Origin of the sequence: Streptomyces sp. NPDC008092 (assembly GCF_042957285.1) — a bacterium.
GTDB lineage: Bacteria > Actinomycetota > Actinomycetes > Streptomycetales > Streptomycetaceae > Streptomyces.
In genome coordinates this window covers 260,571-283,098 of record NZ_JBIBHY010000005.1, presented here as the reverse complement: position 1 = coordinate 283,098, position 22,528 = coordinate 260,571, and the positions used below count along the sequence as shown (strand labels likewise).

At 70.9% G+C, this 22,528-nt stretch carries 20 protein-coding genes; 13 read left to right on the top strand and 7 right to left on the bottom strand.

Annotated elements, in window-relative coordinates:
• Positions 1–113: 113 nt before the first annotated feature.
• Positions 114–1,409 carry a sugar diacid recognition domain-containing protein gene (locus tag ACFZB3_RS17735; protein ID WP_391376470.1) on the bottom strand — a complete coding sequence of 432 codons (1,296 nt, stop codon included), beginning with the start codon at positions 1,407–1,409 and terminating at the stop codon, positions 114–116.
• A 194-nt stretch (positions 1,410–1,603) separates the two neighbouring features.
• On the opposite strand from ACFZB3_RS17735, the gene ACFZB3_RS17730 reads away from it, so the two are divergent.
• From ACFZB3_RS17730 to ACFZB3_RS17715, 4 genes are read left to right on the top strand one after another with little or no spacing between them, the layout of a single operon-like run.
• Positions 1,604–2,560 (top strand): transporter substrate-binding domain-containing protein, encoded by a 957-nt coding sequence (locus ACFZB3_RS17730; protein ID WP_391376467.1) that lies wholly within the window; start codon positions 1,604–1,606, stop codon positions 2,558–2,560.
• Positions 2,561–2,569: 9 nt separating this feature from the next.
• Positions 2,570–3,343, top strand: coding sequence for an ABC transporter permease subunit (locus ACFZB3_RS17725; RefSeq protein WP_391376464.1), 774 nt, complete (start codon positions 2,570–2,572; stop codon positions 3,341–3,343).
• Positions 3,340–4,137: an ATP-binding cassette domain-containing protein gene (locus ACFZB3_RS17720; RefSeq protein WP_391376461.1), complete on the top strand. Its 798-nt coding sequence runs from the start codon at positions 3,340–3,342 to the stop codon at positions 4,135–4,137. The genes ACFZB3_RS17725 and ACFZB3_RS17720 overlap by 4 nt, the downstream gene beginning before the upstream one ends.
• Positions 4,134–5,447, top strand: a complete 1,314-nt coding sequence (locus tag ACFZB3_RS17715) for an FAD-dependent oxidoreductase (protein ID WP_391376458.1) — start codon at positions 4,134–4,136, stop codon at positions 5,445–5,447. Before ACFZB3_RS17720 ends, ACFZB3_RS17715 begins: the two co-directional genes overlap by 4 nt.
• Positions 5,448–5,491: 44 nt before the next feature.
• On the opposite strand, the gene ACFZB3_RS17710 is transcribed toward ACFZB3_RS17715, so the two are convergent.
• Positions 5,492–6,049: a fasciclin domain-containing protein gene (locus ACFZB3_RS17710; RefSeq protein WP_391376455.1), complete on the bottom strand. Its 558-nt coding sequence runs from the start codon at positions 6,047–6,049 to the stop codon at positions 5,492–5,494.
• A 371-nt stretch (positions 6,050–6,420) separates the two neighbouring features.
• Between ACFZB3_RS17710 and ACFZB3_RS17705 the strand changes: the two genes are divergently transcribed.
• On the top strand, positions 6,421–6,648 hold the full coding sequence (locus ACFZB3_RS17705; protein ID WP_391376452.1) for a hypothetical protein: 228 nt from the start codon (positions 6,421–6,423) through the stop codon (positions 6,646–6,648).
• A gap of 417 nt (positions 6,649–7,065) precedes the next feature.
• Here ACFZB3_RS17705 and ACFZB3_RS17700 read toward each other — a convergent pair whose 3' ends face one another.
• Positions 7,066–8,055 (bottom strand): tetratricopeptide repeat protein, encoded by a 990-nt coding sequence (locus ACFZB3_RS17700; RefSeq protein WP_391376449.1) that lies wholly within the window; start codon positions 8,053–8,055, stop codon positions 7,066–7,068.
• 492 nt (positions 8,056–8,547) lie between these two features.
• Here ACFZB3_RS17700 and ACFZB3_RS17695 point away from each other — a divergent pair, with 492 nt between their 5' ends.
• Positions 8,548–9,345 (top strand): hypothetical protein, encoded by a 798-nt coding sequence (locus ACFZB3_RS17695; protein WP_391376446.1) that lies wholly within the window; start codon positions 8,548–8,550, stop codon positions 9,343–9,345.
• Between the two features lie 80 nt (positions 9,346–9,425).
• Here ACFZB3_RS17695 and ACFZB3_RS17690 read toward each other — a convergent pair whose 3' ends face one another.
• Complete coding sequence (locus ACFZB3_RS17690; protein ID WP_391376443.1) at positions 9,426–9,893, bottom strand: DUF6083 domain-containing protein; 468 nt, start codon at positions 9,891–9,893, stop codon at positions 9,426–9,428.
• Positions 9,894–10,481: 588 nt separating this feature from the next.
• Between ACFZB3_RS17690 and ACFZB3_RS17685 the strand changes: the two genes are divergently transcribed.
• A complete protein-coding gene (locus ACFZB3_RS17685; protein WP_391376440.1) occupies positions 10,482–11,498 on the top strand; it encodes a glycosyl hydrolase in 1,017 nt (338 codons plus the stop codon).
• Here the strand turns inward: ACFZB3_RS17685 and ACFZB3_RS17680 are convergent.
• Positions 11,485–12,678, bottom strand: a complete 1,194-nt coding sequence (locus ACFZB3_RS17680; protein WP_391376437.1) for a glycosyl hydrolase — start codon at positions 12,676–12,678, stop codon at positions 11,485–11,487. The two genes, ACFZB3_RS17685 and ACFZB3_RS17680, sit on opposite strands and share 14 nt — an antisense overlap.
• A complete protein-coding gene (locus ACFZB3_RS17675; RefSeq protein ID WP_391376434.1) occupies positions 12,671–13,978 on the bottom strand; it encodes a glycosyltransferase in 1,308 nt (435 codons plus the stop codon). Before ACFZB3_RS17675 ends, ACFZB3_RS17680 begins: the two co-directional genes overlap by 8 nt.
• 412 nt (positions 13,979–14,390) lie before the next feature.
• Here ACFZB3_RS17675 and ACFZB3_RS17670 point away from each other — a divergent pair, with 412 nt between their 5' ends.
• Together ACFZB3_RS17670 and ACFZB3_RS17665 are read left to right on the top strand one after the other, a co-directional pair.
• Positions 14,391–15,695 carry a nucleotide sugar dehydrogenase gene (locus ACFZB3_RS17670; protein ID WP_391376431.1) on the top strand — a complete coding sequence of 435 codons (1,305 nt, stop codon included), beginning with the start codon at positions 14,391–14,393 and terminating at the stop codon, positions 15,693–15,695.
• Between the two features lie 451 nt (positions 15,696–16,146).
• A complete protein-coding gene (locus ACFZB3_RS17665; protein ID WP_391376428.1) occupies positions 16,147–17,367 on the top strand; it encodes a helix-turn-helix domain-containing protein in 1,221 nt (406 codons plus the stop codon).
• Between the two features lie 205 nt (positions 17,368–17,572).
• Here the strand turns inward: ACFZB3_RS17665 and ACFZB3_RS17660 are convergent, their stop codons facing one another.
• Positions 17,573–18,124, bottom strand: coding sequence for a DUF308 domain-containing protein (locus tag ACFZB3_RS17660; RefSeq protein WP_391376425.1), 552 nt, complete (start codon positions 18,122–18,124; stop codon positions 17,573–17,575).
• Between the two features lie 220 nt (positions 18,125–18,344).
• Here ACFZB3_RS17660 and ACFZB3_RS17655 point away from each other — a divergent pair, with 220 nt between their 5' ends.
• The 4 genes from ACFZB3_RS17655 (at position 18,345) to ACFZB3_RS17640 (ending at position 22,524) form a co-directional block, all read left to right on the top strand.
• A complete protein-coding gene (locus tag ACFZB3_RS17655; RefSeq protein ID WP_391376422.1) occupies positions 18,345–18,845 on the top strand; it encodes a hypothetical protein in 501 nt (166 codons plus the stop codon).
• Positions 18,846–19,330: 485 nt separating this feature from the next.
• On the top strand, positions 19,331–19,591 hold the full coding sequence (locus tag ACFZB3_RS17650; RefSeq protein WP_391376420.1) for a helix-turn-helix domain-containing protein: 261 nt from the start codon (positions 19,331–19,333) through the stop codon (positions 19,589–19,591).
• 316 nt (positions 19,592–19,907) lie between these two features.
• Positions 19,908–20,753: an alpha/beta fold hydrolase gene (locus tag ACFZB3_RS17645; protein WP_391376417.1), complete on the top strand. Its 846-nt coding sequence runs from the start codon at positions 19,908–19,910 to the stop codon at positions 20,751–20,753.
• A gap of 37 nt (positions 20,754–20,790) precedes the next feature.
• Complete coding sequence (locus ACFZB3_RS17640; protein WP_391376415.1) at positions 20,791–22,524, top strand: thiamine pyrophosphate-dependent enzyme; 1,734 nt, start codon at positions 20,791–20,793, stop codon at positions 22,522–22,524.
• Positions 22,525–22,528 lie beyond the last annotated feature (4 nt).

Here is a 22,528-nt window from a genome sequence, read left to right as displayed (position 1 = left end):
TGGCCGATGTCACATTCGATGCTGATCAGCGCGATGAAGCGCCGGATCACCCCTTTGCTATCGCTTTGCTCTCCCCTTGCTCGGGGGAAGAAGGGTGTCTCCGCCGGTCTCGCTCAGCGCTCTCCGCGGCGCTGTCGGACGGTGGTGTCGGTGCCGCCGCCCAACTGGTCGGCCAGGCAGGCGAGGTAGAGCGCCATGGCGGTCCGGGGGGCGCGCAGCGGGCGGCCGGTGATCTGCTCGATCTTGTTCATCCGGTAGACGACGGTGTTGCGGTGCACGTGCAGGGCCTCGGAGGCCCTCACGAGGTTGAACCCGTGCTCGCACCAGGCGGTGATCGTGTCGCGGAGCGCCGGCCAGTCCGGCTGGGCGCGCAGGTCCGCGGTGGTGAGCTCGACCAGCCGGTTGCGGGCGGACTGGCCCACCGCGGTCAGCACCTGGTGGACCCGCAGATCGGTGATGAGGTGGACGGCGGAGCCGCCCGCCACGCGGCTGCCGAGGCGCAGCGCCTCGCAGGCGTCCTGGTAGGAGTCGTGCAGGCCGCCGACGGAAGCGGCCGGCTCGCCGATGCCCGCACGGGCGGTCAGGCCGTCCTGGGCGGCGATGACGTCGGTGACCCGGCGGCAGTCGGCGGCCAGGGACTCCGTGCCGCGGCCGGCCGGCAGCCGGTGCAGGACGCCGATCCAGCCGGGGGCGGTGGCGGCGATGATGTCCTGGGGGTCGGCGAAGACCTCGCCGACGGTGCGGAGCAGTTCGGAACGGACCAGGGCCAGGGCGGGGGCGGCCTGACGGTGCGCGCCCTGGCGATGGGCGGCCTGGTGGTGCTTGCCCTGCTGCTGCGTGTTCTGGCGCTGGGCGGTCGCGGCGGTCGCGGCGGTCGTGGTGGTCGTGGTGGGCGCGGTCACTTCGAACACCACCGCGATCCGGCGCAGCCGCAGGTCGAAGCCGAGTTCGGCGGCCCGGAAGGCGAGGAAGTCGCCCTCGACGACCTCGGGGTCGTAGGCGGCGATGTCGGCCAGCAGCTTCTCGCCCGCGCGCTCGGCCAGCAGCCGGGAGCGCAGCATCACGGACTCCCGCAGCAGGATCTCCGTCTGCCGCTTCACCAGCAGCCCGAAGCGCCGGACCTGGGCCGGCGTCCCGGTGATCCCGACCGTCCCCACCGCCTGCCCGCCCGCGATCAGCGGCAGCGTCATGCCGGGGCGCACGCCGCGCAGCTGCTGCGCCTGGGACGCGTTGTGGGTGGCGGCCTCCTGGGTGCGGACGACCTGCACCGACGCCTCGTGGAAGGTGCCGACGCGGCTGCTGTCGCCGCTGCCGATGACCATGCCCTCCGCATCGGTGATCAGCACGTTGAAGCCGATGACGGCGGAGGTGTCCCCGGCGATCTCCTGCGCGAGTGACGGGCTCAGCACGGGCGTTCCTCCCGTCGCGGGGCGGGCCTGGCTTGGACGCACCGTACAGGGAAGGGATCGATTCCAGCCACAACTGTGTACGAAGTGACCGGTGACGTACGGCGGGCCGCTCCTTAGCGTATGGCCCCAATCACCTCCCCGCCGGGGGCACAACGCGGTGAACGGCGGGCTCCCTCAGCCGGAACGGAAGGCCCATGCCGATGATCCGTGTGCGCTCCATCGCCGCCTCTTTGTCAACTTTCCTCCTGCTCTCCTCCGTTGCCGCCTGCGGCTCGGGCGGTGACGACGCCCCGAAGAACGTCTCCGCGAAGACCGCCGCCCTCGGCACCCTCACCCCCGGCGTCATCAAGGTCGCCGTCGAGCCGTACGCGCCGTACACCACCGTGCAAGGCGGCAGGATCGTGGGCCTGGACGGCGACATCCTCGCCTACGCCGCCAAGAAGCTCGGCCTGACGATCAAACCGCAGGTCACGGACTTCGCCGGCATGCTCGCCGGGGTGCAGTCCCGCCGGGTCGACATCACCATCGGCGGGGTCGCCTGGTCCGCCGACCGGCAGAAGCAGGGCCTGTTCACCGACCCGCCCTACTACTCGCCCCCGGCGATGGCCGTCCGCGACGGCAAGACCTACAGGACGGTCGACGACCTGGAGAACCTGAACCTCGGCACCGTCGAGGGCTACGTCTGGGTCAAGTCCATCCAGTCCGTGCCCGGCGCCAAGCTGCACGCCTACCCGGACGCCAACGGAGTCTTCGACGACCTCGGCGCGGGCCGCGTCGACGTCGGCTTCCTCGACCCGCTGCTCATCATCGCGGCCCAGAAACAGCGCCCGGACCTGAAGATCAGCACCGAGTACCTCACCCCGCCCACCGCCGCGCAGGTCAAGGCGAAGCCCGCGTACTCCTACTTCCAGCCGTACCAGACCGGCTTCTACCTCCCGAAGCAGGAGCCGAAGCTGGAGAAGGCGATCTCCGCGCAGATCGACGCGATGTACCGCAACGGCGAGTTGGCGAAGCTCATCAAGAAGTACGGCGGCGATCCCGAGCAGTTCCTCAAGCCCTCGGCCGGCATGGCCGCCGCGCGCCGGGGCGTCGACCGCCCCGCCGACTGGACCCCGCCGACCATCGGCTCCGCAGCTTCCGTCGGCCAGTGAGGGGATGACATGTCCGGCTTCTTCCAGGTCCCCTGGTCCGACTACCGCCCCGACCTGACCGCCGCGCTCGGCCGCACCGTGTCCTACACCGTGGTCAGCTTCGCCGGCGCGGTGGTCCTCGGCCTGGCGGTGGCGCTGCTCCGGCTGAGCCGGGTGTGGCCCGCACGGGCGCTCGCCGCCGTCTACACCGAGGTGTTCAAGAACGTCCCCCTCCTCGCCATCATCTTCCTCGCCTACTTCGGCCTGGCCTCGGCCGGCATCCGGCTGGACGTGTTCACCGCCGGCTGCCTGAGCCTCGTCGTCTTCTACGCCGCCTACCTCTCCGAGATCTTCCGCTCCGCGATCAGCGGGGTGCCCGCCGGACAGACCGAGGCGGGCGAGGCGCTGGGCCTGGGCCGGGCCGGCATCTTCGGCCACGTGGTCCTGCCGCAGGCCGTCCGGCTGGCCCTGGCCGGCACCAACACCATGCTCGTCGACCTGCTGAAGTCCACCTCGCTGCTCGTCACCATCTCCGCCGCCGAGCTGATGTCGGAGGGGCGGCTCATCACCTCGGCGACCTTCCGGGCGCTGGAGGTCTACCTGGTCATCTCCGCCGTGTACTTCGTCCTGTGCTACCCGCTCTCCCAACTGCTCCTGCTGCTGGAGCGGAAGGTACGGGCCGGCGTCCCCCTGTCCCCGTCGCGACGGCGCCGGCTGCGTGCCGCCCGCGCCCTGCTCGCCGCCGAACTCACCGCTGACCTCGGCGCGGCAACGGCAACCGACCCGAAGGAGGCGGTCGTATGACCGAGCACGCCACCACGGCGCACACCACCAAGTCGCCGGCCCCCGCCGAGGCCGTCGTACGCATCCGGGGGCTCCGCAAGTCCTTCGACGGCCGTACGGTCCTCGACGACGTGGACCTGGAGGTCGGCCGGGGCAGCATCGTGAGCGTCATCGGGCAGAGCGGCGGCGGCAAGACGACGCTGATGCGCTGCGTCAACCTGCTGGAATCCCCGGACGCGGGCACGGTCGAGGTGGCCGGCGAGGTGGTGCACCAGGACGGCCGGAAGGTCTGCCGGGACCTGCCCCGGCTGCGCCGCACGGTCGGCATGGTCTTCCAGAAGTTCAACCTCTTCCCGCACCTCACCGCCGTGGAGAACGTCGTGCTGGCCCAGCGCAAGGCCGGCGTCCCCGAGCCGGAGGCGCTGGAGCGGGCCGTCACGCTGCTGCGCCGGGTCGGCGTGGCCCACCGCGCCCTCGGCCGGCCCGAGCAGCTCTCCGGCGGCGAACAGCAGCGCGTCGCCATCGCCCGGGCCCTCGCCCTCAAGCCCGAGGTACTGCTCTTCGACGAGCCCACCTCCTCCCTGGACCCGGAGGCCACCCGGGAAGTGCTCGGCGTGATGCGGGAACTGGCCGCGGACGGCATGACGATGCTGCTGGTCACCCATGAACTCCCCTTCGCCCGCGAGGTGTCCGACCACGTCGTCTTCGTCGACCGCGGCCGGATCGTGGAGGAGGGCGGACCGCGGGACGTACTCGACCACCCCGCCCAGCCCCGCACCCGGGAGTTCCTCGCCGCGTACGGATCCGCGTCATGACCGCCACCCGCGGTCTGCTGGGAGACGGCCCCGTGGTGGTGGTCGGGGGCGGCGTGGTGGGCCTCTGCACCGCCTACTACCTGGCCGCGGCCGGCGTCCCCGTGGAGGTCGTCGAGCGCCGCGGTCTGGCCTCGGGAGCCTCCCGCGGCAACGCGGGCTGGGTCTGCCTCAGCCACTCCACCCCGGTCCCGGCCCCCGGCGTCGTGCGTTACGCCCTGCGCTCACTGGGCCGCCCGGACTCGCCCCTCTACCTGCGTCCCCTGCCCGACCCGGCGTTCGTACGATGGCTGTGGCGGTTCTGGCGCAGCAGCACACCGGCCGCCTTCCAGCGCGGCTACGCGGCGATCGCCGAGCTGAACCGCGACACCTTCGACCTCTTCGACGGCCTGCGCGCGGCCGGCGTCGACACCACCCTGACCCGCCCCGGCATGGTGCACGCCTTCCTGTCCCCGGCCGAGGCCCGCCACCACCTCGCCGTCCAGCGGGAGATGGCCGACGGCCGCTACCCGCTGCCCGACGACGTCGTCACCGGGTCCGGGGCGCGGCTGCTCGACGGGGCGCTGTCGGACGGGGTGCGCGCGGCGTACCTCGTGGAGGGGGAGGGCGTGGTCGACCCGGAGGCGTTCGCCCGCGCGCTCGGCGAGAAGCTCGCCGCGTCGGGGGTGAAGCTCCACGAGAACGCGGAGGCGACCGGCTTCCGCACCTCCGGGAGCGGAAACGGGAACGAGAGCGGGAGCGAGGTCACCGCGTTGCGCACCACCCAGGGCGACATCCCCTGCGCGGCCGTCGTCATCGCGGCCGGCATACGCTCCTCGCCCCTTCTCAGCCGCCTCGGCCATCCGCTGCCCCTCCAGGCGGGCAAGGGCTACAGCTTCTCGGTCGACCTGGACCCGGCGCCCCGGCACACGCTCTACTTCGGTGAGCGCCGGGCCGTCGCCTCACCGATCGGCACCACCACGCGCATCGCCGGCACGATGGAGCTCAGCGGCAACAACAACCGCCTCGACTGGCGCCGTGTGGTCGCCGTCGCCCTCGCCAGCCGGCACTACCTGGGCCGCTGGTTCGACGACCCCGACGACCTGGTCGGCCTGATCCGCGACCCCTGGGTCGGCGGACGGCCCTTCCTCCCCGACGGCCTCCCCGTCATCGACCGCGTCCCGGGCCACGCCAACGCCTACGCGGCGACCGGCCACGGCATGCTCGGCGTCACCCTGGGCCCGGTCACCGGCCACAACCTCGCCCGGTACGTCCTCACCGGCCGCCGCCCCGAGGCCCTGACCCCCTTCCGCTTCGACCGGCTCCGCCACTGAACTCCGGCCCGAGGGAGCAGAGTTGGAGCGTGGCCGGAGCGGAGTCAGGACGGCGGCTCCAGAACCGCGTCGATGACGTAGACGGTGGCGTTCGCGGCCTTGATGTTGCCGCAGACGATGTTCGCCTTGCCGTTGACCTTGAAGTCGGTGCCCGACCCGGACGTGGTCAGCTTGCTGCCTTCCAGCGTCTTGAAGGAGCCGTGGGAGAGCTCGTCCGGAGTGATCTGCTGGTCCACGACGTGGTAGGTCAGCAGCTTCTTCAACTGCCCCGGATCGGCCAGGATCGCGGCGACCTGCGCCACCGTCGCCGCCTGGAAGGCCTCGTCGTCGGGGGCGAAGACGGTGATGCCGGGCTTCCCGTCGAGGGTGCCGTTCAGACGCGCCCTGACCGCGGCGGCGACCAGATGGCTGAGTTGCGGATACGCGGCCACGGCCTCCGTGACCTTGTCCTTGGCCGTGCCGACCTTCTGGGCGAGCGCCGAACAGCCGGAACCGAACGTGCCCGACGGGCTGGGAGACGCGTCCTGCGCGTGGCTCTGCGACGCCGTACCCACCAGCGCAAGCGGGACGGCGACCAGGGCTGCCGCAGCGGCGTTTGCCATGCGCGTGCGCGTGCGCGTGCGGGTGCGGGTGCGCAAGTGGGTGCGGGTGCGGGTGAACCTCATCGCAACCTTCCTCCCGTGCTTTCGGAGGCGGGACGGCGCGGCCGCTGCGCCATGGCCTCGGGGCATCGTCACCCGGCCACCCAGCGAGCGTATCCAGCAGCAGCCGAGCACCGCATCTCGAACGACCCGGGCACGGCGGACGCGACGTACGCGCCGTCTTTGTGTGACGACCGCAGCTTCGGTGTCCTGCGCTCGGCACCGCCATATTTTTCACAATGGCGCCCTGCCGGGGAGCTGAGGCGAACACGCGTTTGTGGCAGGCTGTTTCGACGAACACCGGACTGCGGCACAGCGCACAAGGGGGAAGCATGGCCGACCGCCGCGCGCCGTGGTGGTTGTGGGCCTACATGGCGGCGTCGTTCCTCCTCGGAGTCAACGGGATCGCGGCCCCCCTGCTCGATCCCGGTCCATGGTGGTCCTGGCTGCCGCACCTGGTGCTGGGCGTGGTCCTGGTCGCCACCGCCGGCTTCCTGCTCGTGGAAGTCCGCCGCAACCCGCGACGGAGATGGAGGAAGCGCAGTCTTCCGCCGCTGTGAGACTCGCGTGCACAGGGAGACCCCGCTTCCTCCGGCCCGAAGCCACCGTCGGCAACCTGGAGAAACAACCGCGGACGCCGGCCCGGGCAGCCCCCGCCCGGCCACCCGCGTACGGACCGCCCGGAGCAGCCAGGGCTCGACCCACCGGGTCCACGGCCGCCTTGCGACTTCATGCGCGCGCAGCCTCAACGTCCCTGCGACAAAGGCGAGTTGTGGCAAGACCATGGTGCCCCGGCGGTGACCGGACACCGGCCGGAAGGGTGGGCGGCGATGTACGACGCTCTGCCCTCCGGTACCCTCCCCAGCCCGGTCGCCGACTGATCGACTCGCGCTCCTGTCTCCGCCGAAAGACCATGGACCTGCGGGCCGGGTACGAAACGGCCCGGAAGCGCCTGGCGCGGCTTCCGGGCGCCCGGGTCAGCGCGCCGTAGGGCTCGTTGCCCGCTCCAGCAGTTCCCGGGCATCGCGGACGCACGCGTGGTCGGGGCTGAACAGTTCCGTGAGCGCAGTGATGGTGTCGCGGGCGGCCTGGGCCGCCTCGTCGTGGCGTCCGAGACCGAGGAGAGCCTCGGCCGTCGGAACACCGGCCGTGTGGACCTCGGCGGCGTCGAAGTGCAGCGGGGGGTTGTAGGCCTGGCGGGCACTGGTCACGCAGTCGAGGGCCTCGGCGTGGCGGCCCTGCGCGCTGAGTGCGTGGACGAGGCTCTGTTCCAGGGAGAAGACTAGGTCGCCTCGGCCGTCCTGGCGCACCCGCATGGCCGCCAGGGCTTTGCGCGCGAGCGACTCCGCCTCCTCCGGCCGCCCTTGGCGGGTGAGGGCGTGGGAAAGCGCGTGTGTCGCGATCCACCGTACGAAGAGACCCGTGGGCGCACGGGTGAACACGCTCCGCTCGATGATGGCACGCGCATCGGCCTCGGCCTCCGCGAACCGGCGCAGGTGACACAGTTCCGCGGAGCGCAGGGCCCGCACGCCGAGCCACGCCGAGCTGAGTTCATCGACGTGGTCCCCGAGCTGGTCGCCCACGGCTTCGTACTCGCGAGCGGCTTCCTCGTGGCGGCCCAGACGGGACAGGCTGACGGCGTGCAGCCGCAGCAGGAACGGAGTGGCCCGATCGGTCAGGGCCTGCCCTCGGACTTTCCGAAGCCGCCGGAACCCGGCCTCCGCCTCGGCCACGAGACTGGTGTGGAGGAGCAGTCCGACGCTCAGGTGGTGCAGGGCGAGCTGCGTCGCGCGATGCCCGTCACCGAGGCGGCTCTCGGCCTCGGCCAGGCACTCACGCAGCTCGGCCCGGGCCTCGTCCGTCACCGCGCCCGTTTTGCCTGAGGAGACGGCCCGCTCGATACGGCGTACGAGAGCCTCTGCCTCCAGGGCCGCCGTGTCCCCGCGCCGTCGCTTGAAGATCCCCATCCTGTCCTCCCCCTGACTCCCCGAGCCGGCCCCGATCCTGCCATGCAGCCTCCGACGACGGCCCGGCAGACCCACACCAACGATGCGGTGGACTGCCGTACGGCACGGCGTCCGGACGTTCGAGGATCCTCCTGTCCAGCGGCTCCACGACGGTGCGGAGCTCCCGCGCGCTCTTCCGGGGAAGCGCACGGATGGCGAACTCCAGCAGGTCCCTCTCGCCCGCCGGTTCAGGACAGCAGCCGGGCACACCGCACCGGTCGCCGAACGGTGGACGAAGTCGGCGCGGGGTCATGACCGGCGTCGTCCCACAGCGGCGCAGGTGCCTGTTCGGCAAACGCAAACAGATGCCGTGCCGGGCGTCGCGCGGGTCAGAGGCCTTCGGCCTGTGATCATGGAGCGGCCATTGAAAGTGATCGACGAGGAGCTTCAGGTCGCGGAGCCCGATGTGCCGCCGCCGTGGGGTGCTCGCGGGAACGCGCTGTAGGTGATGTGGTGAACTGGTTGACCTCGCTGCCGGCGGTGGTGCTGGTTGTGGGCGGACTCCTGCTTGCCCTGCTGGTTGCGGCAGCGGCGCGGGTCGGCGTCCGGGCGCTCGTCCCGGTCGCGGAACAGGACCGGGTGCCGCAGATCGCGACGCCCCTGATGCCGACACTCGGCGCTGCCTTCGCGATCTTTGCAGCACTCTCACTGGCCAGCGAGGCCGGCTACCTGCGGGCGGCCGAGGGGCTGGTCAGCGACGAGGCGGCCGCGGCCTCCCGCCTGGCCTGGACGGCGACCAGTCCGCAGGTCCGGTCGGAGCCGATCCATGCGGCGCTGCTGGACTACTTGCAGACCACGCGGGCCAGGGAGTGGAAGGGTACGGAAGCGGCGTCCGGCGACGACCCGGCCACCGCCCGTACGATCGCCCGGCTGGAGCGCAGCGTGCGCGCCGAGGCGGCCCGGTCCGACGTGGGGATCCCGACGGGCACGGAGCTGGTGGATTCCCTGGACGCCGTCACCAGTAGCCGTCGCGCCCGCATTGCGGCCGCCTCACGCGAAGTTCCCGCGCTCTACGTCGTCACGCTGGTGGTCAGCGGACTCGCCTTGATCGTGAACTCCGGCGCCCTGGTCTTCCGCAGCAGTCTGCGAACGTCGCTGCTCATCGTAGGGGTCGCGAGTGTCGTCGGACTGAGCCTGGCATTGCTCTTCGCACTCAGCGCGCCCTGGAGCGGACCGTTCATCGTCAGCGGGCATCCACTCGACGCCATCATCGGAGACCTGAAATCCGGCTTCTTCCACGGCGGGCCGTAGGCGGCGGGCGTGGTCGGTGCGCGGACGACTGATCGCCGGCTGCCGTGACCTGCGGATTCTCTCGCTCGGGAGCGGCACGGTCACGCTTCCTGCCTCAGGCACACGAACTCATGAGCGGGAATGACCGGCTCGCCGGGCATGGGATCGATGGCGCCGATCCTGACGGCCACGCGTTCGACTTCGATCGCGCTGTACGCGGCCTTCCTGCTCGTCAGGCGCCAACGGTGCTTGGGCGGCACCCTCTTCGCGGGCAGCTCGAACGTGGCCAGTTCAACCCAACGGTCATAGTTCGTCGGGTAGCACCGTACCGGCGCATGGCAACGTCGGCAGGTACGGGGCTCGACCCCTTCCACGTCGTCCGCGTCCCACTCGGGCTCAGGTGCTGCTGTGGCGCCCTCGCTCCGTGCAAGCTCGTTGGCGACCTGGTTCCAGCACCTGTCGCAGAGTTCGGCTGACAGGGGAACGATCCGTCCGCGCTCACGAACATCGGGCCCCTTCGAGGAGCACAAGAGGCACTCAGGCTGGCTGACGCTGTGGAGAACCGCCATTTTTTGAGTGTGAGTGTCCAGTACATCATTCAGACAGGGCACCTTTCGGCCTTATTCGCCAAAGTCGCACTCAAGTAGGCTGATCTGCGCGCAGCTGTCACTACCGTCCCAATCCCACCGCCCTCCCCGCTTCCATCTCGTCTCCCGTCGGCTGCTCGGCGATGCCCGGCTCGGTGACTTTTTGTCCCGTATGAGAAGAAGTGCGTGCGTGGATGCATGCCCACTCGCCGAAATCGGCAACGGCCCAAGGCGGGCCGGCGGCCACCCGGCACCGTCCCGGTCCCCGCATCGGACATCCCCACGAGCATCCCTGAAGGCGCCAGGGCCGATGCCGTACGACAACTCGTAGAGCCGGGCCAAGGGAGTGTCCGCCTCGCTGAACTCACCGGGATCTCCCGTGCCACCGTGACCCGTTGGGGCAAGAGCACGGAGCAGTGAAAGTAAGGCCGCACTCGTCGGCGTTTCCCGGCCCGTTGGGTGCTGAATCCGTTCTGGGAGGGGTGACTGTCCACGGAGACCGTCCCCCCCCCGCGCCCCCAGGGGCGGGCAGGCCGAAGCGTGCCACGAGTGAAGTGCGATCATGGCGTGGTGACGGCAGGATCCACAGCGCGGTTCGTGGCGGCCCCGCTGCTTACGCTGGGGCTGCTGCTCACCGGCTGTGTCTCCGGGCCGGCGCGGTCCGCGCAGCCGACGCGGTCCGCGCGGCCGGTGGACGACGCGGTGCGGCGGATCACGGCACCGCAGGGCCGGTACTTCGGGGTGAGCACCCGGCAGACCCCCTGGTCCCGGGCGGAGACGGACGCGGTGGCCCGCAAGGCGGGGAGCGCGCCGAACCTGCTGGAGTACTTCGTCAAGTGGACCGAGGACTTCCGTCCGGCCGCGGTGCGGGCGTCGTACGCACAGGGCGCGGTGCCGCTGCTGACCTGGGAGCCCTGGGCCGGCTCCGGCGCGGGGACACAGCAACCGCGGTACGCGCTGGCCCGGATCGCCCAGGGCGGCTTCGACGCCTACGTGACGCGCTTCGCGAAGGCGGTACGCGCCCAGGGCCGGCCGGTGGTGATCCGCTTCGCCCACGAGATGAACGGCACCTGGTTCCCGTGGTCGGAGCAGCGCAACGGCAACCACCGGGGCGACTACGTCAAGGCCTGGCGGCACGTCCACGACCTCTTCGAGCAGGCCGGCGCCGACAACGTGGTCTGGCTGTGGAGCCCGAACGTGGTGCGGGACGCGCCCGCGGTGTCGCTGCGGGAGCTGTACCCCGGGGACGCTTACGTCGACCTGGTGGGCATGACGGGTTATCAGGACGACGAGTCCACGGCGGGTGCGGTGTTCGACGCGACGCTCGCCCGGCTGCGCGGCCTGACCGGCCGTCCGGTGGTGATCGCGGAGACCGGGGCCCGGCCGGGAGAGAAGAAGGCGGCCTGGATAGCCGCCTTCTTCCGCTGGTTCGCCGTGCACCCGGAGGTGATCGGCTTCGTCTGGTTCGAGCGCAGCCGGGCCGACGGCGGTCAGCAGGACTGGCGCTTCACCCAGACCCCCGGGACCACCCGTGCCTTCGCCGGCGGGCTGGGCACCGTACGGCTGGCGAGGATCAGCCGGTCGTAGCGGTGGTGGAGGCCGTCGGCGTCCCTGACGCGGGCAGGTCCGCCGACCCGGTCAGGTCGATGTGCGCGAGCCCGCGCCGGAACGCCTTGAGCGTCGCCGCGTTCTCGGTGTAGCGCCAGTCCGCGCCGCCGCCCTGTTCCCGGTCGCGTTCGAACCAGATGAAGCCGATGACGTCGTCCTGCTCGCTCTTCGCGAGCCACTTGAAGAAGTCGGTGATCCACGGCGCCTTCGACGCACCGGGCTGCGCGCCGGCCTCGGTGATGACGATCGGGTGGTCGGTGAGCCTGCGCAGCTTCTTCAGCGTCGGGTCGAAGACGGCCGCCGCGGTCTTCTCGTGCACGGCGTAGCCGACCGTGCCGATCCAGTCGGTGTAGTCGTCGCCGGGATACAGCCCGGCCAGGCTCACCTTGGGCACCGGGCGCAGGATGTTCGGGCTCCACAGCCAGACGACGTTGTCGGCGCCGGCCTGTTCGAAGAGGTCGTGGACGTGCCGCCAGGCCTTGACGTAGTCACCCTTGTGGTTGCCGCTGCGCTGCTCCGACCAGGGGTACCAGGCGCCGTTCATCTCGTGCGCGAAGCGGATGACCACGGGCCACCGGTGGGCGGCGACGGCCTTCGCGAAGCGCGTGACGTACGCGTCGTACGTGCCGCCCGCGATCTTCGCCAGGGCGTACTTCGGCTGGTTGGTGCCGTACTTCCGGCCGGCCCAGGGCTGCCAGGAGATCACCGGGAGCATGCCCTGCCGGTAGGAGGCGTCGACGGCGTCGGGGTCGAAGTCCTCGTCCCAGTTGACGAAGTACTCGGACATGGTCGGCCGCTGTCCGGCCGCCTTCGCCAGCGTGTTCGTCTTCTTGGACGACCAGGGGATCTGGGTGCTGCTGAGTCCGAAGTACTTGCCTTCGGGAGCGGTGAAGGAAGCTTTCTCCGGGACGGTGGAGCGGGCGGCGGACGTCCCGGACGTGAGCCTGTCCTTGATGCCGGGCTCGGCCGCGGGGACCCCGAGGCCCTGGTAGACCGGCTCGGAGCTGGAGTTGGCGAGGAGGTAGACGCCGTAGCTGAGGAGCGACAGCACGACGACGTTGACGGCCATCCACAGCCGCAGCCGGACACCGCTGCCGCGGTTCCACCAGTGCAGGCGCCTGGCGCGGGACCGGCCGGAGGACCGGGCTGTCTCAGACACTCATCATCACCGATCCGAAGAGCAGGGCGGCGCCCAGCAGGTAGGGGACCACGACCAGGGGACTGCGGGTGCGTTCGCCGGCGAAGCTGTCGGCGCGGGTTCCCCAGCTCGCGTTGTGGGCCATGCGGAAGAAGCCGAGGAGCCGTACCGGGAGCAGGAGCAGCGTGTTGATGACCATGAAGACCGGCAGGAAGATCATGTCCCCCGGGCGGTAGGCGAAGTGCCGGCCGAAGCGGATGGCCATCGAGATCAGGGACATGAGGGCGGCCAGGCCGAGCACGAACACCAGCGCGTGCCAGGGGGTGTGCGGCAGCGGCAGCTGGTTGTAGATGCCGGGCTTGTCGCGCTGCCAGGCGGCGACGGCCCAGGACGCGAAGGTGCCGAGCAGCACGAAGGGCACCAGGATGTCGGCGATGTAGAAGAGCCAGAGCATCTTCGCGTGGCGCAGCATCCACCAGAACATCCGCAGGGTGTTGTACTGCGAGCCGCGCGCCCAGCGGTACTGCTGCTTGGCGAGCTTGCGCAGCTCCAGCGGGGCGTCGGTGTAGACCAGCGAGGTGGACTGGTAGACGCTCTTGTACCCGGCCTTGAGGGTGTAGTTGGTCAGCGTCCGGTCGTCGCTGACCTCCAGGAAGACGCCGAGGAACTTCTCGCTGAGGAAGTCCTCCATGCAGTCCTCCAGGATGCTCCGGCGGAAGGCGATGGTCCGGCCGGGCAGGCAGCCCACCGTGCCGACCACGCTCATCGCGGGCATCGAGTAGTGGCAGCGGACGCTCTCCAGCCAGTCGGCCCAGCGGGTGAGCACCGAGCGCCCGGGGTCGAGGATCCGCTGCCGGGTGGTGACACCGCCGACCTCGGGATCGCGGAAGGGCTTCACCAGTTCGGCCAGGGTGTCCGAGGTCCAGATGGTGTCCGAGTCGACGAGCACGGCGATGTCGCCGGTCGCCTCCGCCAGCCCGACGCGCAGCGCGTTGCGCTTGCCGGGTGTCTCGGTCCAGCGCCAGTCGACACCCATGTCGGTGCAGATGTCCTCCAGGACCGGGTTGCGCCGGCCGTTGATGACGACGACGACCTGGGTCGGCCGCTGCTCGGTTATTCGCTGGAGTACGGAACGGAAAAGGTCTTCCGGCTCGTCGACGACGGGAATGATGACAGAGGTCGTCGTCTGCCAGGGACGCTTCCACGGTTTGTATCGCCGGGCCAGCAGAATGCGGATGATCCAGAGCGACCAGACCATGGTCATGAAAACGGCGAACGGGTAGACGGCCCCGTTGTTCCGCCATTCTCTCAATTCCAGCAAATACGCAAGCATGACGTTCCCTGAGCCGTGGAATCGGAGATTCAGGCACGGGAGGTCCTCGGTCGGCAGATCGTGCCGACTGCTCCGCCGGGCCTGTGCGGCTCCGGTCACTCTCCTGCCTGGTGTCGGCGACCTCGACGCTGATCTCGCCAACTGGCCGGAAACTAGCAGGAGTTACAGTGTGCTAAATCATGAAAAACACCTCAAAGCACCACATCAAGATCGTTCGTTATTCAACGGAGATGTGAAAGATGTGTGAGGGTTACACGTTCAAAGCGCGGAAGATCACACTCGTGTGACGTTTGCGTGACATGGGTCGGTGCGGACGATTCGCTCTCTTCCCCGGGTTATGGTTCCGCTCTCCACAGACCTCCAAAGGGGTCACTGAGCACCATGTGCGGAAGGCGATTCAGTGTCTGCCCGTGTGACAGTCATCGGCACCGGATATCTCGGTGCCACCCATGCCGCCTGTATGGCGGAAATAGGCCACGAGGTTCTCGGACTCGACGTCGACCCGGACAAGGTCGCCGCACTGCGATCCGGCCGGGTCCCTTTCTACGAACCCGGTCTGGAAGAGCTTCTGGCGAAACACGTGGCCACCGGGCGGCTGCGCTTCACCACCTCGTACGAGGAAGTCGCCGAATTCGGCGAGATCCACTTCTCCTGTGTCGGCACCCCGCAGTCGCCCGGCGGCAACGCGGCGGACCTGCGCTACGTCGACGCCGTCGTCGAGCACCTGGCCCCGCTCCTGCCCGGCCGCAACGCGCTCGTGGTCGGCAAGTCCACCGTCCCCGTCGGCACCGCCGAGCGACTGGCGGCGATGCTGCCCGAGGACGCCGAACTCGCCTGGAACCCCGAGTTCCTCCGGGAGGGCTTCGCCGTCGAGGACACCCTGCGGCCCGACCGGCTGGTCTTCGGCGTGCGCTCGACGACGGCGGAGGCCCGCCTGCGCGAGGTCTACGCCCCCGTCATCTCGAACGGCACCCCGGTCGTCGTCACCGACTTCCCGACGGCGGAGCTGGTGAAGGCCTCGGCCAACGCCTTCCTGGCCACCAAGATCTCCTTCATCAACGCCATGGCCGAGGTCTGCGAGGCCGCCGGCGCCGACGTCACCCTCCTCGCCGAGGCCCTGTCCCACGACACCCGCATCGGCGGCCGCTTCCTGCGCGCAGGCGTCGGATTCGGCGGCGGCTGCCTGCCCAAGGACATCCGCGCCTTCATGGCCCGGGCCGGAGAACTGGGCGTGGACCAGGCGCTGACCTTCCTCCGCGAGGTCGACCACATCAACATGCGCCGCCGCAGCCGGGTCGTGGACCTGGCACGCGAAGCGGCCGGGGGCGGCTTCCTCGGCCGCCGGGTCGCCGTCCTGGGCGCGGCCTTCAAGCCCGACTCCGACGACATCCGGGACTCCCCGGCCCTCAACGTGGCCGCGCAGATCCAGCTCCAGGGCGGCAACGTCAGCGTCTACGACCCCAAGGCCATGGACAACGCCCGCAAGGCGTTCCCGACCCTGGCGTACGCGGCCTCCGCCGAGGACGCCCTGGCCGGCGCCGACGTCGTCCTCCACCTCACCGAGTGGCAGGAGTTCCGCGATCTGGACCCCGCCGTGGTGAGGGACACGGTGGCACGGCCCTACGTCATCGACGGCCGCAACGCCCTGGACGCCGACCGCTGGCGCGCGGCGGGATGGACGTACCGGGCCCTCGGCCGCCCCTGAGAACAGCCGGCGCACCCCACGACGCGTCGACCCGAACAGCCCCGGGGTGCTCATCCCCCCGCGCCCCGGGGCACTTCTCTCCCGGCCCCCTTGCCGAGCAGCCACAGGAACCGCACCACCTGCACGGTGCGCCGGACCGCGCCCGGCATCCTGGCCGCCAGATCGACCATGTGCACCACGGCGCCGGTACCGGTACCGGCCGAGGTACTGCGTCAGGCCCTCGTCGCACCGTGGCCTGGGGAACTTCGACGCCGAGGCGTCTGGCCTGGGCCCTTCCCCGACAGTGCCTGGCAAGTGCCTGGCGGCCAGGTCGTCGGCAGGGGAGTCGGTGGCATCGTGAACCACGAACTGGTCGAGGAATCGTTCGAGGGCGCCAGGGGCTCGGCGGGTCCCGGAGGGCTCAGGTATCGAGGGCCAGGAGGGGGCGCACGGGTGTGGAAGGATCGGGTCCGTGAATGGGCTTCCCCCGTCCGGCGCGGGTGCGGGTGCGGGTACGGCAGGCGGCGGTGAGCTGCGGCGTGTTCTGGAGCGCTTCGACGTCGGCGTCGTGGTGCGGCGGATGGAGGCCGGGTTCGGCCAGTTGCCGGCCTACACCAGGTTCGAGTGGCCGGTGGACCGTACGGCCGTGGTGCGCTGGAACGTCGACCTCGTACTGCGCTGGATGATCAACGGGACCCCGCCGGACAGTTACCTCCGGTCCGAACTGCACGAGTTCCTGCGCGTCCGCGCCGTCGCCGGCCAGCCGATCGAGGACAGCATCCTGGTCTACCGACGTGGTGCGCGGATGTTCTGGGAGGCGCTGCTCGACCTGGCGACCGACGAGGACCGGGCGGTGCTCGTCGCGGGGTGGGACACCGTCTGGGGCTGCCTGGAGGACTACCTCGACCTGGTCGTGGACGTGTTCGTGCGCGCCTACGCCGACCAGCAGGACGTGCCGTCCACGGCCGGTGACCGGCGCGCCCGGGCCCTGTTCGACCGGTTGTGCGCGCGGCTGCCGGTCACGATCGAGGACCGGGACCGGGCCGCCCGGCTCGGGTTCGAGCTGGCCGAACCGTACCGCCCCTTCGCCGCCCTACTGGCCGGGGCCACGGTCACCGGGCAGGCCGATCTCGCCTCGCGGCTGCGTACGGCAGGGGCGCTCGCGTTCACCGAGGGGGTCCGGGTGGCCGGGCTGACACCGCCCGGGTTCGGCTGGGCGGCGTTTCTCGAAGACCCGCGGCTGATCCTGGCCCAGGACCCGCCAGTCGTCCGCGACCGGCTCGGCGCGGCGGTCGACGGCCTGCGCGCGTTGCTCGCGATCGCGGCCCGGTCCGGGCGCCGGGGCCGGGTACGCGCCGACGACTACCTGCCCGAACTGCTGCTGGCCGACTCCCCGGAAGCCTCCGACCGGATCGCCCGGCGGGTCTTCGGTCCGCTGGAACGGGCCGAAGCCGTGGATCTGGCGGACACTCTGCGGTGCCTCGCCGTCCACGGCTTCGACAGCACCGCGGCGGCGGCCGCGCTGCCGGTGCACCGCAACACGCTGCTGTACCGGATGGGCCGGATCGAGAAGCTGACCGGTCTGTCGCTCAAGGACCAGCGGGACCGCACCCTGGTGCTGCTCGCCGTCACCTGGGAATCCGTCGCGCCGGCCCTGCAGTCGGCCTCGGGGCGGTCGGACGTCTTCGACTAGGTCCCGTCCCTCCACGGGGGAACCGTCCGGGAAGACCGATCGGCCGAAGTGAGCCGGCCGCTGATCGGTGCGGGTTCCGGGTCGCGGAAACCGCCGTGGCGCGACCGGTCCGGGACCGGGACCGTGACCGAAGTCGAAGGCCGCGGGGAGGACCGACCCCGCGCCGGACGAAGTCAGGCCGGACGAAGTCAGGTGCAGGACGAAGTCAGGCCGGTCGGGTGATGCCCCGGATCCGGCGTGCCAGGCCGAGTTGCATGGCGCCGAGCATGATCAGCCACAGCCCGGCCAGGAAGGACAGCGTCAGCAGCGACAGCCCCGGCCAGACCAGCAGCGTCAGGCCGGCCAGGACACCGAGCACCCCGATGAAGACGTTCCACGCCCGTCCGGGCAGGCCGGGATGGTCGACCGCCGCGAACACGGCGGTGAATCCGTCCACGATCCAGTAGACGCCGAGCAGCAGCCCCAGCGCGAGCACCGTGATCAGAACGTGCCGGATCGCGTACAGCCCGAGCAGCAGGCTCACCACGCCGAGGACCGCGGTGAGGGTGCGGGCGGTACCGGTCTCCCCCAGGCTCGCCGATCCCACCAGCCGGAAGACCCCGGTGGCGATCAGCTGGGCACCGAGGACCACCGCGAGTACAACGAGGGTCGGACCGGGCCACGCCAGGGATATGACGCCGATGACGATCGAGACCAGCCCGTAGAGCAGATGCCAGGTCCAGGAACCGCCCAGGCGGGCGACGGGGCTTTTGTTCATGCCGCGAAGCTATCGGCGCTCCCGTTGGGCGAACTCCCGAAAACCTGCCCGGCCTTCGTGCCCTCGCACAGGGCGGAAGGGCGTTCAATGGAGCCGCGGTCCCGGCGCGGGCCCCGCGGGGAGTGGCCGTATGGGCAGTGCCCGTAGGGGCGGTGCCCGAGCGTCGCGGAAGCTGTCCGGAAAGACCTGTTCCAGTTGCCTACACCGGGAGTGCGACGACATGGCCGGTCCCGTCGACTGGGAAAGCTTCGCGGTGATGACCGGAGGCGCCAGCGGTGCCCTCACCGGCCTGTTGTTCGTCGCGGTGTCCCTCAACGCCAACCGGATCGCCGGCCACCCGGTGCTGCGGGCGATCGCGGCGCAGACCCTCGTGCTGTTCCTCGCGCCGCTGGTCATGGCGACGATTCTGCTGGTGCCCCGCCAGGCCGACTGGGCCCTGGGCGCCGAACTCGTGACCGCCGGGCTGGCCGGGGGCCTGAGCCTGCTGGCCATCGGGCGACGCAGGCGCGCTCCGGTCACCGCCGACAGGCGACTGACCGGCCTCTTCGACCGCCGTGACACCAGCATCGTCGTCATGCTGCTGTTCGTGGCCGGCGGAGCCGTCCTGGCGTCCGGCAGGCCCGCCGGGCTCTACCTGCTGCTGCCCGCCTCGCTCGTGGCGTTCGTCAGCGGGGTGCTGAGCGCATGGAACTTCCTGCTCCCGCCGCCGAACTTGCTGTAGCGCTCTCCCGCCGACGGCCCGTGCCCGACACGTGCCGACAGACTGACCTATCTTTCCCATCCACCCACTCGACCCGGTTCCCGAAAAAGCGAGCCCCGCACTCCCACTGGGGGACGACTGGGAGCGCGAGGCACTGCTGAGAAGGCAGCACTGCAGCGCCCCGTCAGGGGCGCGGGGAACTGCGCGAGCAACCACCACGGCGCGGTACCGGGCCACGGTGCGGTGCGGCCCGTGAGGAGTGCCGGTCCTGCTGGGAGACGTGGCTGAGGTGCCCCGTCAGGGGCGCGGGGAACTGCGCGAGCAACCGCGACGGCGCGGTACCGGGCCACGGTGCGGTGCGGCCCGTGAGGAGTGCCGGTCCTGCTGGGAGACGTGGCTGAGGTGCCCCGTCAGGGGCGCGGGGAACTGCGCGAGCAACCGCGACGGCGCGGTACCGGGCCACGGCGCGGTGCGGCCCGTGAGGAGTGCCGGTCCTGCTGGGAGACGTGGCTGGGGCGCCCCGTCAGGGGCGCGGGGAACTGCGCGCTCAACCCCCACTCGGCCGCAGATGTCCCCGCCACCCCAGCCCACCCACCCCCACCCCGCAACACGTACTCCCCCGCCGCAACCCCCTGCTCTACCGCATCAACCGGATCGAGAAGCTGACCGGCCTCGACCTCGACCGGCACGCACACCGCGAACTCGCCCGGCTGGCCGTCGTCTGGAGAGACACGACAGGCGGCGACACCCTGGACCGGCCCGAGTGAGAGCCGGCGGAGGCCTCCGGACGCACCGACGGGGCCTGGCCCGGCCTCGGAACAGGCCTGGCCCGGCCTCGGAACAGGCTCAGGGCGGCCGGTGCCGGACGAGGTGCCGGACGAGGTGCCGGACGTAGACGCGCCCCGGCACCGCTCGCGGTCGGCATCCCCGACTCCGCTGCCGTCAGAGGTTGTTGCCGTGCACAACAGCCGGTCGAATCCTTGGCCCCGTGCACAGTGCGAGCGGTGTGACGCTGGCGGCGGCAGGACAGAACCGGCCGGGCGTCCGCCCAGACGGCTGCCGTAGCGAGGGAGGGATGCGGGCATGACTTCCGCACCGAACACGATCGTCCTGATCCACGGCCTGTGGATGACGCCGCTCGCCTGGGAGCACTGGGCGGCCCGGTACGAGGAGCGGGGCTTCACCGTGCTCACGCCCGGATACCCCGGGATCGAGCCGGGGGAGGCCGGGGTGGCGGCGCTCCGCGAGGACGCCTCGGCGATCGCCGGTGTCGGGGTGCGCGAGGTGCTGGACCACCTCACCGCCGTCATCGGGAAACTCGACTCCCCGCCGGTCATCATGGGGCACTCGTTCGGCGGGACGTTCGCCCAGCTCCTGGTGGGCGCCGGGCTCGGGGCGGCTGGAGTGTCGATCGACGGCGCCGCGGTCAAGGGCGTGAACGCGATGCCGTTCTCGGAACTCCGCTCGGTCCTGCCGGTCCTGAAGGACCCGGCGAACGCACACCGGGCCGTCCCCCTGACGGCCGAGCAGTTCCACTACGCCTTCACCAACACCCTGGACGAGGACGCCTCCCGGCGGGCCTACGACCGCTACGCCGTGCCGACGCCGGCCCGCATCCTCTTCCAGGGCGGCCTCGCGGCCGTCACCCCGCACGCGGCCACGACCTTCGACTTCGCCGACGGTGACCGGGCGCCGCTGCTGTTCGTCTCCGGCGGCAGCGACCACATCCTGCCCCCGGTCGTCCAGCGGCAGAACTACGAGAAGAACGCGAAGCACTCGACGGCGGTCACCGCCCACACCGTCTTCGACGGCCGCGACCACTTCACCTGCGGCGAGCCCGGCTGGGAGGCCGTCGCCGACTTCGCCCTCGACTGGGCACTGAGCCCGCGCGCCGGAGTCCTCGACGCCACGCCCGGCGAAACCCGCTGACCGGACCCGGCACAACCGGCCTGGAAGGAGACACCCCATGTCGAAAACGGTGGCCGACGGCCTGTGGGAGATGCTGGTCAGCGCGGGCGTACGACGCTGCTACGGCATCGTCGGCGACGCACTGAACCCGGTCGTCGACGCGATGCGCCGCAACGGCCAGGTCGACTTCGTGCACGTGCGCAACGAGGAGTTCGGCGTCTTCGCCGCGATCGCCGAGGCGAAACTGACGGGGCATCCGGTAGCCGTGTGCGGGACGGCAGGCCCAGGAGTGGCCCACCTGATCAACGGCATGCTGGACGCCCTGAAGGAGAAGGTGCCCGTCATCGTCCTGGCCGGCGACACCGAGACCGGCCTGATGGACAGCGAGACCGTCGAGGAGCTGAACCCGTACCGGTTCTTCGCGTCCGCGGCGGTCTACGTGGGCCGGCTGGTCAATCCCGGCCAGCTGCGCACCGTCGTCACCTCCGCGGTGACGGCCGCGGTGACCCGGGGCGGCCCCGCGGTCGTCGCACTGCCCGGTGACATCGCGGCGGCGCACGCGCCGAAGGACCGCTACGAGATCAGACTGCCCCGCCCGCTCGACGCACCGGCCGGAGCGGAGGACCTCACCGCCATGGCCGAGCTGATCAATGAATCGGCCACGGTGGCGGTCTTCGGCGGCCAGGGCTGCGCCGGGGCGCACGCGGAGGTGACGGCGCTGGCCGGAAAACTGGGCGCACCAGTCGGCTACTCCCTCAAGGGCAAGCAGTTCCTCGAACACGACAACGCGAACGCGGTCGGGATGACCGGTCTCCTCGGCTACGGCGGCTGCCATCACGCGCTCCAGCACGCGGACGTGCTGCTGATGCTCGGCACCGACTTCCCGTTCAGCAGTTTCCTGCCGCACGGCGGGACCAGGATCATCCAGGTGGACCACGACCCGGAACGGCTCGGCCGGCGCGTACCGGTGGACCTGGCCGTCACGGGCGACGTACGGGCCACCGTGGCCGGACTCCTGCCACTGGTCGAGCCGAAACCCGACAGCAGGTTCCTCGCCCACTGCGTGGAGGAGACCGAACGGTTCCACCGCAGGATGCGCCACTACACGGACAAAGGCCCGCGCATCAAACCCATCAGGCCGGAGTACCTCGCCACGGTCCTCAGCGACCTCGCCGCCGACGACGCGCTGTTCTTCGCCGACACCGGCACCCCTGTCATCTGGGCGGCCCGGCACATCAGGTACGGGCCGAAGCGGCGGCTGTTCGGATCCTTCTCCTGGGCGTCGATGGCCACCGCCTCGCCCGGCGCGTTCGGGGCCCAACTCGCCTTCCCCGGACGGCAGACGATCGCCCTGTGCGGCGACGGCGGATTCACCATGCTCGCACTCGGCGACCTGCTCACGGAGGTACAGCGCCGACTGCCCGTCGTCCACATCGTGCTGAACAACAGCGGCCTGGACTTCGTCAAGATCGAGCAACAGGAGGCCGGCTTCGTCCCGTTCGGGACCGACTTCGCCAACCCGGACTTCGCCGCCGTCGCCGAGGCCATGGGTGCCAAGGGCATCCGCATCGAAGACCCCGGTGACGTCGCGGACGGCCTCGCGGCCGCGCTGGCCCACACCGGCGGCCCGGTCGTCGTCGACGTCCTCGTCGACCCCTACGCCCTCGCCGTCCCAGCCCACGTCCCGGCCGGCACAGCCGCGGGCTTCACACTCAGCGCGGCACGGCAGATCCTCGCCGGCCGCCTCGACGACGTCATCGACACCGCCACGCACAACGCCCGGACCGTCTGAACGA

Coding starts and splice junctions, on each gene's coding strand:
- ACFZB3_RS17655 (WP_391376422.1), top strand. CDS start 18,345: ATGGCCGGTCCCGTCGACTGGGAAAGCTTCGCGGTGATGACCGGAGGC.
- ACFZB3_RS17660 (WP_391376425.1), bottom strand. CDS start 18,124: ATGAACAAAAGCCCCGTCGCCCGCCTGGGCGGTTCCTGGACCTGGCAT.
- ACFZB3_RS17730 (WP_391376467.1), top strand. CDS start 1,604: ATGCCGATGATCCGTGTGCGCTCCATCGCCGCCTCTTTGTCAACTTTC.
- ACFZB3_RS17720 (WP_391376461.1), top strand. CDS start 3,340: ATGACCGAGCACGCCACCACGGCGCACACCACCAAGTCGCCGGCCCCC.
- ACFZB3_RS17700 (WP_391376449.1), bottom strand. CDS start 8,055: ATGGGGATCTTCAAGCGACGGCGCGGGGACACGGCGGCCCTGGAGGCA.
- ACFZB3_RS17640 (WP_391376415.1), top strand. CDS start 20,791: ATGTCGAAAACGGTGGCCGACGGCCTGTGGGAGATGCTGGTCAGCGCG.
- ACFZB3_RS17705 (WP_391376452.1), top strand. CDS start 6,421: ATGGCCGACCGCCGCGCGCCGTGGTGGTTGTGGGCCTACATGGCGGCG.
- ACFZB3_RS17710 (WP_391376455.1), bottom strand. CDS start 6,049: ATGGCAAACGCCGCTGCGGCAGCCCTGGTCGCCGTCCCGCTTGCGCTG.
- ACFZB3_RS17645 (WP_391376417.1), top strand. CDS start 19,908: ATGACTTCCGCACCGAACACGATCGTCCTGATCCACGGCCTGTGGATG.
- ACFZB3_RS17690 (WP_391376443.1), bottom strand. CDS start 9,893: ATGGCGGTTCTCCACAGCGTCAGCCAGCCTGAGTGCCTCTTGTGCTCC.
- ACFZB3_RS17715 (WP_391376458.1), top strand. CDS start 4,134: ATGACCGCCACCCGCGGTCTGCTGGGAGACGGCCCCGTGGTGGTGGTC.
- ACFZB3_RS17725 (WP_391376464.1), top strand. CDS start 2,570: ATGTCCGGCTTCTTCCAGGTCCCCTGGTCCGACTACCGCCCCGACCTG.